The sequence below is a fragment of the Streptomyces sp. NPDC030820 genome, assembly GCF_055572075.1.
Map to the genome: position 1 here is coordinate 569588 of NZ_JBVIEB010000003.1, position 13550 is coordinate 583137.

The following is a 13550-nucleotide window of genomic DNA, read 5'->3' on the forward strand; positions in this document are numbered from 1 at the left end:
TATATTTCTGATGCCGTCACACCCTCGGCGTAAGCCCGTACTTCAACGGATCCGTCCGGAAGGACCCACCGCATGCCGGCCCAGCCTGCCCAGGCCGATGTACCGCACCCACTCGACGAAGTCCCCCAGACGTTCCGCCCCGGGGACTCCTACGCGGTCCGCGACGCACTCGTGGCCTACATCCGCCGGGATCTGCTGGGCCCCTGGGACGGCGAGACGGAGACCCTGCCGAGCGCCTCCTCCGGGCCACGCGACCGGTACCTCGTCGGCATGCTCGGTCCGCGCCCCCAGACCGTCACCACCGACCGCATCGCCCGTGCGGCCGCCCAGAGCGCGGACGGCGAGTCGGGCGACGAGCAGGAGGGCGACGACAGTGACCTGCAGGACCGGTTGAGCCCGCAGGCCGCCGGACACATCTGGGCGTCCTCCATGGGGCTGTCCTTCACCGTCCCGGCCTCCGTCGGCACCCTCAGCGCCACCGTCCGCTGGGGGCGCTACACGCAGTCGGAGGAAGCCACCGACCGGGGCACGACCCGCAGGGTCTGGTCGCGCGAGCCCGTCGAGCGCCTGGTGGACATCGACGTGACCGGCGGAGCCGACCGGGCCGTAGAACTCGACGGCGATGCCGTGGTCCTCGACGTCCAGGTACGCCGGCATTCCGGCCGTACGGGCGCAGAGGATCTGCGCATAGTCGAGCTGGCCCTGGTGAACCGGCAGCCGGACACCCGGGACGCACGCGACGCCCACTGGCTCTTCCAGACCGAGATCGACGTCACCGCCTTTCCCGACGAGCAGGCCGCGGTCTTCCTGCCGGTCGACGATCCCCTGGACACGCCCGGCCACGGCAACGTGCCGGAAGACGCCGAGGAGCGACGGCTGCGCCTCCTGTATCGGGACAGCCTCAGCCACGCCAAGGGCCGCAATGTCGCCGTCCACGCGCACGTCCGTGAGGGCGAGCGCAACGCCCACCGCCTGACCACCGTCTGGCTCCCCGAGTACGACGTGAGAGCCACCACCGCGCCGTCACTGGAGGAGCAGGAGCTGCTCCAGGGGCTCGAGCTGGGCATGGACGAACTGGCGGCGCTCGCCGTGCCCGACCGCCGGGGCGAACTCAGCGCGGCCCTCGCTCCGCTGGCCGACGGGTACGCCGCCTGGCTGGAACGGCAGCGCCACGCCGCCCGCTCGCTCCCCGACGACCTGCGCGAGTCAGCCGAGGTCGCGATCGAGCAGGCACTTGAGGTCTGCGACCGCATCACCCTCGGCATCGACCGGCTCGTGGCCGACGACACCGCCCTGACGGCCTTCCGGTTCGCCAACCGTGCCATGGCCCTGCAGCGGCGCAACACCGTCATCGCAGCCGCCCGGACCGGCCGCGAGAACGACCCCCTCTCCTACCGCGAGGCCCACACCGAGGTCCACGGCAAGGGCAAGGCGGCGGCCAGCTGGCGTCCGTTCCAGCTCGCCTTCGTCCTGCTGAACATCGCCTCACTCACCGAACCCGGACACCCGCACCGCGGCACCGGCCGCCAAGCCCTCGTCGACCTGCTGTTCTTCCCGACCGGTGGTGGCAAGACCGAGGCGTATCTGGGCCTGGCCGCCTACACCTTCGCGCTGCGGCGCCTGCAGGGCACGATCGGCTCGGGAGCCGAGGCCCGCAGCGGCGAGGCAGGGGTGGGCGTCCTCATGCGCTACACCCTGCGGCTTCTGACAGCCCAGCAGTTCCAGCGCGCTGCCGCCCTGGTGAGCGCCTGTGAAGTCCTGCGCCGCCACGAGTTCGCGCGGGATCGGCGCTGGGGTGCCACGCCGTTCCGCATCGGGCTCTGGGTGGGCACCTCCGTCTCGCCGAACTGGTTCGAGGAAGCGAAGGAACAGATCGCCGAAGCCAAGGAGAACGCCAGCGACAAGCACGCCCGCGTCCTCCAGGTCCTCACCTGCCCCTGGTGCGGCAGCGGACTGACCGCCCGCTCCAACATGGAGTACGACGAAGGACGCCGCCGCATACTGCTGTACTGCCCGCGCGGTGAGGGGGAGGACCGCTGCCCCTTCTCCCGCCGCGAGGCGCCCGGTGAGGGCATTCCCGTCCTCACGGTCGACGAGGAGATCTACCGGCTCGCGCCCTCGCTGCTGATCGCCACGGTCGACAAGTTCGCCCAGCTCCCGTGGAACGGCTACGCCGGGCTGCTGTTCGGCAGGGTCACCGAGCTGTGCCCCCGCCACGGCTACCGCCACGACGACCTGGACGCCAAGACCGGTTGCGGTGCCCGGCACAACGCCAGGGGCGACCTGCCGGGTGTCACCGCCCAGCCCGTCACCCGCCTGCGGCCCCCGGACCTGATCATCCAGGACGAGCTGCACCTGATATCCGGGGCGCTCGGCACCACCGTGGGCCTGTTCGAAGCCGCCATCGACCAGTTGTGCACGTGGAGCTTCTCCGACGCCGACGGACGGCGCCGGGAAACCGGTCCCAAGATCGTCGCATCCACCGCGACCACCAAGCGGGCAGCCGACCAGGTGCGCGGTGTCTTCGGCCGCGAGGTCGCCGTCTTCCCGCCCCAAGTGCTCGATGTCGGCGACACGTTCTTCTCCCGGCAGGTGGAGCTGAGCAGGGAGAACCCCGGCCGTCGCTATCTCGGCGTGTGCGCGCACGGCACGCGTCTCAAGGCGGCCGAGATCCGCGTCGCGGAGATCCTGTTGCTCGCTGGGCAGCAGCTCTTCGACGACTACGGCAGGCCGGCGGACCCGTACATGACCCTCGTCGGCTACTTCAACGCCACGCGTGAACTCGCCGGCATGCGGCGGTACATGGACGACGACATCACCACCCGTGTGCGCGCCAACGGCAGCCGCAAGGGCCAGGACACGCTGTCCGACCGCATCGTGAGCAGAGCGGGGATGCTCAGCATTCAGGAGCTGACCTCACGTATCTCCTCGGCGGACATCGGCGCCGCCCTGAAGCGGCTGGAGATCGAGTTCGACCCCGAGCGTGACACCTCGGTCCGACGCCGAGCCCTCCTGCGCGAGTACGCGGCCGCAGTGAAGGAGAAGCGCGAACCCCGTGCCTCCATGACGCCGACCGTCCGTCAGGCCGTGGACGTGGTCCTCGCCACCTCCATGCTGCAGGTCGGTGTCGACGTCTCCCGCTTCGGCCTGATGCTGGTCGTCGGTCAGCCCAAGAACACCGCCGAGTACATCCAGGCGTCCTCCCGGGTCGGCCGTGACGCCACACGTCCCGGCCTGGTGGTGACCCTCTACAACTGGTCGCGCCCCCGCGACCTCGCGCACTACGAGGACTTCGAGCACTACCACGCGACCTTCTACCGCCAGGTGGAGGCCCTCTCCGTCACCCCGTACACCCGCCGCGCACTCGACCGGGGCGTCGCCGCCACCTACGTCGCCGCCCTGCGGCACGCGGCTTACGACACCTCCCGCAACCTCGACGCCCACGACGTCGACCTCGACGGACCGCTCGCGCAGAACGTGGAACGGCGGCTCCTGGAACGTGCCGAACGGGTGGGAGGCGACCGGCCCCGCCAATATCTGAGCGAACGGCTGGACCGACTGAAGGACGAATGGCGCCGCAGGCGTGACGAGAGCAACTCGGCGCTCGGCTACCGCAAGGAGAAGCACAAGACGACCGTCGTGAACGGACTGCTGAGGCGGGCGGACGGGTCCCGGTGGACCGAGCTCACCGTCGGTATGTCGATGCGTGAGACGGAGAACGAGATCAACCTGCTCCTGCCTGGCGGAGGAGCGTTCCTGGAAGAGCCCTCGGGCGGTGGACCCGATTGGTCGTTCGGCGCCTCAGGGACCGACTCCGACACCGATCCCGACACGGCGACCACCGTGGACAGCGACGAGTACGGCCCCGTCACGGCCGACACGGTCAGGAAGGCGCAGCGATGAGCACCCATGGCAGCAACCGCAGGGTCGGTGCCGTACGGCCGAGCCACCTCATGTTCACCGCCGGTGTCGGCGCCCTTGTCGACCTGCCCAACTTCTCGGTGCTCATCCGGGGTATCGATTCCTGGAGCCACTCCGGTGTCACCGACTACGACATCGACGAGCCGCGGCTCCGCGCCGCCGTCAACCGGTCCCTGCAGCGCTACGGACGCGGACAGGTCGAGCAGCTGCGCGCCGCTCCCTGGCTCGAGGGCGCCGACACGGACCCCAAGGGCTGGGCGGCCCAGGGGGTGGGAGTTCCCGTCACGCCCTTCCCGCAGTGGCTGCGCTGCACCGCGTGCAACGTGCTGGCCGCCATCGACTCAGGGGAGTTCACCTTCGTCAACTCCAACCCACGCGCACCGCACGAGGCGAAGTTCGTCCACGACTGCAAGCGCGGGAAACCACTCGCCGTGGCCGCCCGCTTCACCCTGGTCTGCACCGCCGGCCATCTCGACGAGTTCCCTTACACCGCGTACGTCCACCACGGCCAAGCATGCGGCAAGACGCCGCGTCCCAAACTGCGCATGAAGGACCACGGCGGCAACCAGGCCGCCAACGTGACCATCGAGTGCGTCGCCTGCGGTGTGAAGCGCAACATCCGGGAAGCCATGGGCGAGCGGGGCCGCCGTAACCTGCCCTCATGCCGTGGACGGCACCCGCACCTCGGCACCTACGAGCCGAATGGCTGCGAGCAGGAGCCGGTCCTGATGGTGGCCGGAGCGTCCAACCAGTGGTTCCCGCTCACCCTCAGCGCCCTGGCCCTGCCCAGGGCGCAGGGCGGAGACATCGACAAGCTCCTCGACGACCACTGGCCCGACCTGGAACTCATCGAGGACCGCGGGCAGTTCGACTTCATGGCGCGCATGCCCAAGTTCGCCTTCCTCAAGGAGTTCGACGCCAACGCGGTGGTGGCGGCGATCACAGCCCGCAAGCAGGGGACGGCCGGACCGGCTCCCTCCGCACCCGACGTCCAAGCCGACCTCTTCGGACCCGAATGGGAAGCACTTTCCGGGCCCGTCCCCGCACCCAGCGACGACTTCGCACTGCGCCAGATCCCGGTTCCGGCCCTTCTGAGCGAGCTCTTCGCCGACCTACGGCAGGTCGAACGGTTGCGTGAGGCACGGGCGTTGATCGGCTTCACACGACTCGATGCGCCCGACCCGGAATCGCCGGAGATCGCCACGCGTGTCGAGCTGTCCCGCGGGGCCCGGAACTGGGTGCCGGCCAGCGAGGTGCGCGGCGAGGGCGTCTTCCTGCGTGTGCGGGACGACCTGATGGCCGAGTGGGCCGCGCGCATGGACAAGTCGCCACAGATGGAGGCGCACCGGGAGGCGTACGCGCGGTTCCGCGCCAACCGCAAGTCGGACCGCAAGACCAGCGACTTCGATCCCTATTACGGCTGGCCCGGAGCACGGTACATCGCCCTGCACACCCTCTCCCATCTGCTGATCCGCACCATCGCGCTGGAATGCGGCTACAACTCCGCCTCGCTCGCCGAACGGATCTACGCGGGAGACGAACACAACCCGAGGACCGGCATTCTCATCTACACCGCGGTTCCGGATTCCGAGGGCACTCTGGGCGGGCTCGTCTCCCTCGCCGAGGAGCGGGAGTTCGACCGGATCGTGCGCCGGGCTCTGACCGATGCCGGTCACTGCTCGGCCGACCCGCTCTGCGCCGAACGCCTGCCGCACGACCCGGCCGACTTCCTTCACGGAGCCGCGTGTCATGTCTGCCTGTTCGTGTCGGAAACCACGTGCGAACGCGGCAATCGGTTCCTGGATCGCCGTTTCCTCGTTCCGCTGGCCGAGGACAAGGACCCGGTGCTGACGCCGGTCGGTCTACTGCCGTGAGCCGCCCCGCGTTCGAGGCCGCTGCCGAGACCGCCGTCGCGGCCCTCGGACTCTCCCGAAGCAAGGACCTCGCCGGCCTGCTGGCCCAGGCACGTTCCAGGGAACGGATACTGACCGAACTGGCGACCCCGGGAGTCGACGAGGCCGTCGCGCGACTCTGCGGCGCGATGGAGTCGGAGTCGGTGCCACCCGCAGAGGCGGCTGCCTATGTACGCGGCTATGTCGCTGCCCTGCGGAAGGCCCGGGACACGGTCCAGGTTCGCACTGTGTGGAGTGGCCCATCGACACCGGCCGTACCGGTGCGCGCCACAGCCCAGGTGCTCATCGAGGTCATCAACGGGGCGCAGCACGAACTGCTGGCCATGACGTACGCGGCCCGTCCCTATCCGGCGCTGACCCGAGCCCTGACGAAGGCTGCGGACAGAGGCGTGGAGATGCACGTCGTGGTCGAGACGCTGGCAGGCGCGGGCGGACTTCTCTCGGGAAAGGAGCCTGCCGACGCGTTTGCGTCCGTGCCCGGACTGATTCTGTGGGTGTGGGCCCGGAACCCGGCCGAACAGGGGCGCTCACGCCAGCACGCCAAGCTTGCGGTCGCCGACCGGCGCACCCTCTTCCTCGGCAGTGCCAACCTGACCGAGTCCGCGGCTCAGCGCAACATCGAGGCTGGTGTGCTGGTGAACGGTGGGGAAGCACCGCGGCGCGCGGCAGAGCACATCGTGGAGCTGCAACGTCTTGGCATACTCAGGCCTTTCGGACCTGAACGAGCGGCTTAGCCCTCTCGGCGGTGAGGCAGTTGCCCGTCTACGGCCATCGAAAAGACGGTCAGCAGGCGGTCGCGGAACACGCGAAGCAGCGGCAGTCCCGGCGGCGCTGGATGAGTTGCAACAGGGTCGCATGCTTTTGAACAGCACGACCACGTCAACAGCCATCGGCAGAGCGCCGGGTTCACTGCGGTGGTTGAGCCGTTATGCGCCTGTCGTCGAGCCGGGGCGGACGATCATCAGGACCACCACGATCAGCCAGGTGAGGGCGAACAGGCCGGTGATCATCGACAGACGGGGCAGTCGGGCGATCAGGGACTCCGCGGCGGTGGACGTCTGGTCGGGCTTGTCGAGCTGGCTGACCACGTCGTCCTGGGTGCCGAGCACCGCGATGCCCAGCAGGACGGCGGCCACCGCTGTCAGGGCCATGGAAACGCCGCCATGGCCGCTGCTGTTGCGCACGGGGCACAAGGCATCGGGATCGCGACCGTCTACCGCCACGTCCGCGAAGCCGTCGACGTGCTGGCCGCCCTCGCGCCGGCCTTGACCCAGGCGATGAAGACGGCCTCGGCGAAGGCGTTTGTGATCCTGGACGGCACCCTGCTGCCGATCGACCGGATCGCCGCCGACACTCCGCCACCAGGCCCCGTCCAACGGGCCGTGGCTGACGTCCGAAGTGAGGGCCAGGCGAGGCGTGGGCATGCGATACGTGTGCGCCTCGGCCGAGGACGCGCCTTCGGCCGGTGTTCCGCCGGGTTCCATCGTGCGGTCCCGTCCCGGGAGCCGTCGGACGACTGCCCGTTTCGTCACTCGCCGGGAACGGCACCGCCGGTCGCGCTGCGCGAGTCCGGCTGTGCCTCCTCCGGCTTCACCCGGTCCTCCTGTTCCTCCTCTTCCTCCTCTTCCTCCTCCAGTTCCTCCATCAGACGGATGCCCTCGTGCGTCAGCGAGACGGTGGCGGGGGTGTGGTGTGAGGTCCAGTCCACGCTGATCAGACCCTCGTCGGTCAGATAGGCGCAGGCGGCGGAGAGGTCCTCGTCGGGCAGGGCCAGCTCGGCGCGCAGCGCCGATCCATTGACCTCGGGGCGGTTGCGCTCGACGGCCCCGTACAGGGATCGCAGGACCGCCTTCCGGTTGTTCTTGCGTTCGCGGAGTTTCGTCATGGCTGTCGTTCTCCGGTTTGACGGCCGCGCCGGGACGAGGCGACGGCGGATCCTCGGGCCGCTCGGATCCGGGTCACGCCTCGTCGGCGTGTGTCTGTGTCTGCTCTGTCGAGGTGCTGGTCGTGAGCCAGGACTGTGCGGGTTCCGCCGCTTGAGCGGTGTCGAGGGTGATGTGGAGCCGGGTGCCTCCTGCGCGGCCCGCGGGATAGCTGCGCTGCTCGGTCGAGGCGAAGCAGTGCCGGAGCACTTCGGCGACGCGCCGGGCGACCTCTGGCGTCGCGGCCACGATGCGGACCTCGGCGCGGCCTTCGGAGGGAAAGGGCTCGTGCTTCATACGGACCTCCTGGCAGGTGGGGGTGCAACCCCGACTGAGGTCGCTGCCCGACCCGTCGTCGGTGCGGACTGCGGCGCGTCACCACGGCCACCCCCTTTCTGAAGGGTATGCCGGGCAAGGGAGCGTGCGTGCCACGACCGACCCCTCGCGGAAGACCGGTGCTCTCCCGGAACCGGCTGTCGCAGTCGTCGGCCGCCGCCGCGCCACCGTGGCGGGCCCGGCCGGGAGTACGGTGGAGACACCGAGGGCATGCCGCGCACCGGCTCCGGCACCGGTGCCGCTCTCGGTGATCGGCGACACCGGGTGGGCCCTGGTCCGCGCCCGGGGCAGGGTTCGACCCATGAGCGCGCACATGCTCCTCCCGACGACCTCGCACCTCCCCGCGCCCCAGCCGGCACCGGGCAGGTCGCACACGCGCAGGCCGGGCCGACCGATGCGGGAGCAGGGATCCTCGCCCCGCGAAGGAGAACGCCTCCGCCCGCTGACGCGCGGCCAGGTCGAGGACCGCCTGCAGGAGCTGGGTGACCTGTACGCGGAGGTCTCCGGCGGCGGCCCCTGGGCGTGGAACGAGGCGCGTGCCGCCTTCCTGCGACACCTCGCGGCCGACGCACGACGACCGGGGTTCTCGCTGCTGATCGCGGAGACCACGGTCCTGACCGGATGCGCCTACGGCTTTCCCGTGGGCGGCGCCGGTCCGTGGTGGGCGGGCTTCGACGGAGACGTTCGGGAGAGCCTGCTCCGCCGCGTCGCCCCCGGGCGGCTCTTCGTCGTCTCCGGGATCGTCGTCCCGTCCCGCGTGCGCCGGGAGAACCAGGGCCGTGCCTGGAACCTCGCCCGGCGCCTGCAGCGGCGACTGCTCGCCGACCACGGCGCCGCGCTCGGAGTCACGTTGGTGGAAGCCCGGGACGCCGGGATGGCTGAGACGTTGAGGTCGTGGGGGTGGCGGAGCGCCGGAGACGACACCCGCACGGCCGGACCGCCCGGCTCGTGCCACGTGCTGGTGCTGACCGCGGGGGCGTGAGCAGCGCCGTCATCGATCACGGCCCGCCCCGGTCAGCGCACGGGCAGGCGCAGGGCGAGGAGGGCGATGTCGTCGGTGCTGCCGGGTGGCATCCGGGCGGACAGCTGGTCGCACAGGGTGTGCAGCGGTTCGTGCGCGAGGGCGAGGGCATGGCGGCGCGGTCGGCCGAGCCCACTGTCCAGGTCGCTGCCCGGAGCCTCGATCAGGCCGTCGGTGTACAGCAGGAGCGTGGACCCCGGCGGCAGGGCGCGAGCGGCACTCGGACGATGACTGCCGACGCCCAGGTGGGTTCCGAGAATCAGTCCCTGCCCGGCTTCGAGGTACTGCGTGTTCCCGCCGGGGCCGGCAGCAGGGGCGGCGGGTGCCCGGCACTGGTCCAGCGAAGCGTCCAGGGCCCCGTGTCCCGGCCTTCCAGCCGGGCGAGGACGAGGGTGGCCACGGACTGGCGCCGCTCGCGCAACGCCTCGATGAGCGCTCCGGCTCTCTGTCTGCCCGCGCTGCCGACGGTATCGGACAGGAGCAGGGCGGGGTCTGGACGAGTGGTTCCCGGGAGCGGTGCAGGAACGCCTGCCCGAGCAGCCGACCCCTCCGCACGAAGGCACCCCCCGGTGCGAAATACTCTCCCGATGAGTTCACGCACTTCCCCGATCAGTCAGCCGATCACGATACGGAGGGCCGTCGCGCGGGATGCCAGACGGCTCACACGGCTCGTGCGTGGCTCAGGCGCCTACGAGGGTAAGTACGCAGCCGCAGTCGCGGGATACCGGGTGGGTCCTGATTACATCGAGGCCCATCGTGCCTTCGTGGCCGTCGGCGCCGATGAGCATGGAGGCCGGGTCCTCGGGTTCTACTCGCTGGTCCTCGCTCCACCGGAGCTCGACCTGCTGTTCGTCGCCGACGAAGCGCAAGGACGGGGTATTGGACGACTGCTCGTCGCGCACATGCAGTCCGAGGCCCGTGCCGCCGGGCTCGACCGTGTCATGGTCGTGTCGCATCTTCCCGCCGAGGACTTCTACCACCGCGTCGGTGCCGTACGGATCGGGACCGCCCTCGCGAACCCGCCCGCCGTCCCGTGGGACCGTCCCGAATTCGAGTTTCGCATTCCTTCGGTATGACGCGGTGTGCCGGTTCGCAGGGCACCGGCTTCGCCTGCATGGCGCGCTCCGTGTGTGCCGTCGTCTCTGCCCTGGCGAGGGGATCGCCTGCGCCGGCGGCCTCTCCCTCACCCGAGGCCGACGAGCTGGAAGAGGCGTGCGGCGGCACCGACCGTGGAGTCCGTCGCGGGCGGGGCCGCGGCCGGAACGGGGACCGTGCTGCCGGGCTATGGCTCAGGCGTCGATGATGACGGGGATGATGAGGGGCTTGCGGCGATAGGTGCGGAACGCCCAGTTCGCCACGGCGCGGGCGAGGAGTTGTTCGAGTTGGCGCGCGTCCCCGACGCCTTCCTCGGCTGCGGTGGCCAGGGTCTTCTCGATGACGGGGATGACCGGCTCGAAGGTGGCGTCGTCGTGGACGAAGCCCCGGGCCAGGAAGTCGGGGGCCTCGGCGAGGGCGCCGGTGTCCGCGTCGACGATCGCCACCACCGTGACCACGCCTTCGGCGGCGAGGGTGAGGCGGTCCTTGAGGGACGCTTCGGTGGCGCCGCCGACTTCCATGCCATCCACGTAGACGTTGCCGGCGGGGACCTTGCCGGTGATGGATGCGCGTCCGTCGACCAGGTCGACGACGACGCCGTCCTCGGCGATGACGACCCGGTCGGGGTCGACACCGGTGCGAATGGCGAGGTCGGCGTTGGCCCGCAGGTGGCGCCATTCGCCGTGCACGGGCATGACGTTGCGGGGCTTGACGATGTTGTAGCAGTAGACGAGTTCGCCGGCGCTGGCGTGCCCGGAGACGTGCACCTTGGCGTTGCCCTTGTGGACCACGTGGGCGCCCCACCGGGTGAGTCCGTTGATCACCCGGTAGATGGCGTTCTCGTTGCCAGGGATGAGGGAGCTGGCGAGCAGGACGGTGTCGTCCTTGCCGATGCGGATCATGTGGTCGCGGTTGGCCATCCGTGACAGCGCGGCCATCGGTTCGCCCTGGGAGCCGGTGCACACCAGCGTGATCTTGTGGTCCGGGAGCTTCTCCAGCTCCTTCGTGCTCACGACCAGACCGGAGGGGACCTTCAGATAGCCCAGGTCACGGGCGATGCCCATGTTGCGGACCATCGACCGGCCGACGAAGGCGACCTTGCGGCCGTGCTGGTGGGCGGCGTCCAGGACCTGCTGGATGCGGTGCACGTGGCTGGCGAAGCTGGAGACGATGACCCGGCGCGGCGCGGTGCGCATCACCTGTTCGATCGCCGGGTTCAGCTCTCGCTCGGAGGTGGTGAAGCCGGGTACTTCGGCATTGGTGGAGTCGGTGAGGAACAGGTCCACGCCCTCCTCGCCGAGGCGGGCGAAGGCGCGCAGATCGGTGATGCGGTCGTCGAGAGGGAACTGGTCCATCTTGAAGTCGCCGGTGTGCAGCACCATCCCGGCCCGGGTGCGGATCGCGACCGCGAGGCTGTCGGGGATGGAGTGGTTGACCGCCACGAACTCGCAGTCGAAGGGCCCGAAGCCACGCCGGTCGCCCTCCCGCACCCGCACCGTGCGCGGCCGGATGCCGTGTTCCTTGAGCTTGGCCTCCAGGAACGCCAGCGTCAGCTTGGAGCCGACGACGGGAATGTCGGACCGCTCCCGCAGCAGGTACGGCACGCCGCCGATGTGGTCCTCGTGGCCGTGGGTGAGGACCACGGCCACGATGTCGTCCAGCCGGTCGCGGATCGAGGTGAAGTCCGGCAGGATCACGTCCACACCGGGCTGGGTCTCCTCGGGGAACAGTACGCCGCAGTCGACGATGAGCAGCTTGCCCGCGTGCTCGAAGACGGTCATGTTGCGGCCGATCTCACCCAGGCCGCCCAGGGCGATGACCCGCAGCCCTCCTTCGGCAAGGGGCGGTGCGGCCTTCAGTTCGGGGTGTGGATGACTCATACCCTGACGGTACCTTCGCCATGGCCACCTTGGTCTCGAAGCCGACCTCGTCGTCGATACCGGCCCGGCGGCACCTTTCGCGGTCATCGGTCCAGGAGGTGGGCACGGGTTGCGGGCCGGCCCCGGCCATGCAGCAGCCGCGATGCTGCCGCACGGCGCACGGGCCCCTGCTGCACGCAGCGTATTTCGAACAGGGCTCCACGCTCGGTCCGGGGTGTGTCAGGCCTGCTGCGCGGGAGAGTGCAGCACCGGGGTGAGGGCGGGGGCCGGGGTCTTGGGGGTGCGGGCCAGGGACTGGGGGGTGTGGGGGTAGGCGGCTGTTCGGTGCTGGAAGGAGAGAATCTTTGGGTTCAGGACGACGCCGTCGCGGATCTCGATGGCCTTTCTGACCGTGGGGTCGGCCTCCCAGACCGCGGGGCCGCTCATGACCTTGCGCAGGTACGGCAGGAGTGCCTCGCTGATTTCCCACGTGGCCGAGTTCCACAGGTGGGACGGGCTGTGATCCACTGCGTAGTAGTGGCAGCCCGTCCCCACCGTGGGCATCGGCTCGCCGAAGGTGGTGGGACGGGCCCACGCGAAGCCCATGCCTTCGTCGCAGGCGACGTCGATGAAGAAGGTCCCCGGCCGGAACAGGGTGAGTTCCTCTTCGGTGACGAACATGAGCGGCGCGTCGGTGTCCTGCAAGACGCAGTTGACGATGATGTCGAACCCGGCCAGGTACTCCGCCAGCGGCAGGGAACCGGCCGCGGTGAATGTGTGCAGGCGCGACGAATCGCCCTCCTGCTGTGCGAAGTGGCCCATGACGACCGAGGGCATCGGCGAGGCCACCGCTGCCGCTGCGCGCTGGGTGAGCACCGTGACGTCGGAGACCCCCATGGCGCCCAGGCCGGTGACCGCGCCGCGCGCCGTGGCGCCGAAGCTGATGACCACAGCACGCAGACGCCGCCCGTAGCTGCCGGTCAGCCCGCCGAGCTGCAGAGCGTGCAGTACCGAGCAGTAGCCCGCGAGCTCGTTGTTCTTGTGGAACACATGGACGCTGAAGGCGCCCGTGGACGTCCAGTGGTTCATGGCCTCCCAGGCGATGAGTGTCAGCCGTCGGTCGATGGTGAGCTGGGTCAGCTCCTCGTCCTGCACACAGTGCGGCCATCCCCACAGCACCTGGCCCTCACGCAGCGCGGCGATGTCGTCGTGCATGGGTTTGGGCAGCAGCAACACGTCGCACTCGGCGAGGAGTTGCTCGCGGGAGCGCAAGCCCGCCACGAGCGGTCCGAGCGTGTCGTCAGCGACGCCGAACCGTTCGCCGTAGCCCTGTTCCAGGAAGATCCTCCCGCGTACGTCCGGCGCGATCCGGTCGAGGTGAGCTGGGTGCAGCGGCAGGCGGAACTCGTTCTCCTTGCGGGAGGAGGCGAGGACTCCGAGACTCATCAGGCTCATACGCTTCCTCATCATTTCGTTTCGCTGC

General features: G+C 69.9%; 10 protein-coding genes and 1 pseudogene. 6 read left to right on the top strand and 5 right to left on the bottom strand.

The annotated features are described in order from the left end of the window. Positions 1-72 precede the first annotated feature (72 nt). The 4 genes and pseudogenes from drmA to ACZ418_RS10905 form a co-directional block, all read left to right on the top strand. Positions 73-3903 carry a DISARM system helicase DrmA gene (gene drmA / locus ACZ418_RS10890; protein ID WP_468360215.1) on the top strand — a complete coding sequence of 1277 codons (3831 nt, stop codon included), beginning with the start codon at positions 73-75 and terminating at the stop codon, positions 3901-3903. Then, entirely contained in the window at positions 3900-5795 is a 1896-nt protein-coding gene (drmB, locus tag ACZ418_RS10895; RefSeq protein ID WP_468360218.1) for a DrmB family protein, read from the top strand. Before drmA ends, drmB begins: the two co-directional genes overlap by 4 nt. Continuing rightward, positions 5792-6568 carry a DISARM system phospholipase D-like protein DrmC gene (drmC, locus tag ACZ418_RS10900; RefSeq protein WP_468360221.1) on the top strand — a complete coding sequence of 259 codons (777 nt, stop codon included), beginning with the start codon at positions 5792-5794 and terminating at the stop codon, positions 6566-6568. Before drmB ends, drmC begins: the two co-directional genes overlap by 4 nt. 402 nt (positions 6569-6970) lie before the next feature. After that, positions 6971-7192 (top strand): annotated as a pseudogene (locus ACZ418_RS10905) (IS5/IS1182 family transposase); the annotation flags it as partial. Between the two features lie 170 nt (positions 7193-7362). Here the strand turns inward: ACZ418_RS10905 and ACZ418_RS10910 are convergent. Continuing rightward, complete coding sequence (locus ACZ418_RS10910) at positions 7363-7719, bottom strand: hypothetical protein (RefSeq protein WP_468360808.1); 357 nt, start codon at positions 7717-7719, stop codon at positions 7363-7365. Positions 7720-7792: 73 nt separating this feature from the next. Next, the gene (locus tag ACZ418_RS10915; protein WP_468360224.1) at positions 7793-8053 is read right to left on the bottom strand and encodes a hypothetical protein; all 261 of its coding nucleotides are present in this window, start codon (positions 8051-8053) and stop codon (positions 7793-7795) included. A gap of 340 nt (positions 8054-8393) precedes the next feature. On the opposite strand from ACZ418_RS10915, the gene ACZ418_RS10920 reads away from it, so the two are divergent. Further along, on the top strand, positions 8394-9074 hold the full coding sequence (locus ACZ418_RS10920) for a hypothetical protein (protein ID WP_468360226.1): 681 nt from the start codon (positions 8394-8396) through the stop codon (positions 9072-9074). Positions 9075-9106: 32 nt separating this feature from the next. On the opposite strand, the gene ACZ418_RS10925 is transcribed toward ACZ418_RS10920, so the two are convergent. Further along, a complete protein-coding gene (locus ACZ418_RS10925) occupies positions 9107-9676 on the bottom strand; it encodes a SpoIIE family protein phosphatase (RefSeq protein ID WP_468360228.1) in 570 nt (189 codons plus the stop codon). A gap of 24 nt (positions 9677-9700) precedes the next feature. Here ACZ418_RS10925 and ACZ418_RS10930 point away from each other — a divergent pair, with 24 nt between their 5' ends. Beyond that, on the top strand, positions 9701-10189 hold the full coding sequence (locus ACZ418_RS10930; RefSeq protein ID WP_468360231.1) for a GNAT family N-acetyltransferase: 489 nt from the start codon (positions 9701-9703) through the stop codon (positions 10187-10189). 213 nt (positions 10190-10402) lie between these two features. Here ACZ418_RS10930 and ACZ418_RS10935 read toward each other — a convergent pair whose 3' ends face one another. Beyond that, complete coding sequence (locus ACZ418_RS10935) at positions 10403-12088, bottom strand: ribonuclease J (protein ID WP_468360244.1); 1686 nt, start codon at positions 12086-12088, stop codon at positions 10403-10405. Between the two features lie 219 nt (positions 12089-12307). Further along, positions 12308-13522, bottom strand: a complete 1215-nt coding sequence (locus tag ACZ418_RS10940; protein WP_468360247.1) for a N(5)-(carboxyethyl)ornithine synthase — start codon at positions 13520-13522, stop codon at positions 12308-12310. Positions 13523-13550 lie beyond the last annotated feature (28 nt).

What these genes read in the sequence shown, in the direction of transcription:
- drmB (WP_468360218.1), top strand. Translation starts at nt 3,900, where the DNA reads ATGAGCACCCATGGCAGCAACCGCAGGGTCGGTGCCGTACGGCCGAGC.
- ACZ418_RS10915 (WP_468360224.1), bottom strand. Translation starts at nt 8,053, where the DNA reads ATGAAGCACGAGCCCTTTCCCTCCGAAGGCCGCGCCGAGGTCCGCATC.
- drmA (WP_468360215.1), top strand. Translation starts at nt 73, where the DNA reads ATGCCGGCCCAGCCTGCCCAGGCCGATGTACCGCACCCACTCGACGAA.
- ACZ418_RS10930 (WP_468360231.1), top strand. Translation starts at nt 9,701, where the DNA reads ATGAGTTCACGCACTTCCCCGATCAGTCAGCCGATCACGATACGGAGG.
- ACZ418_RS10940 (WP_468360247.1), bottom strand. Translation starts at nt 13,522, where the DNA reads ATGAGCCTGATGAGTCTCGGAGTCCTCGCCTCCTCCCGCAAGGAGAAC.
- ACZ418_RS10935 (WP_468360244.1), bottom strand. Translation starts at nt 12,088, where the DNA reads ATGAGTCATCCACACCCCGAACTGAAGGCCGCACCGCCCCTTGCCGAA.
- ACZ418_RS10910 (WP_468360808.1), bottom strand. Translation starts at nt 7,719, where the DNA reads ATGACGAAACTCCGCGAACGCAAGAACAACCGGAAGGCGGTCCTGCGA.
- ACZ418_RS10920 (WP_468360226.1), top strand. Translation starts at nt 8,394, where the DNA reads ATGAGCGCGCACATGCTCCTCCCGACGACCTCGCACCTCCCCGCGCCC.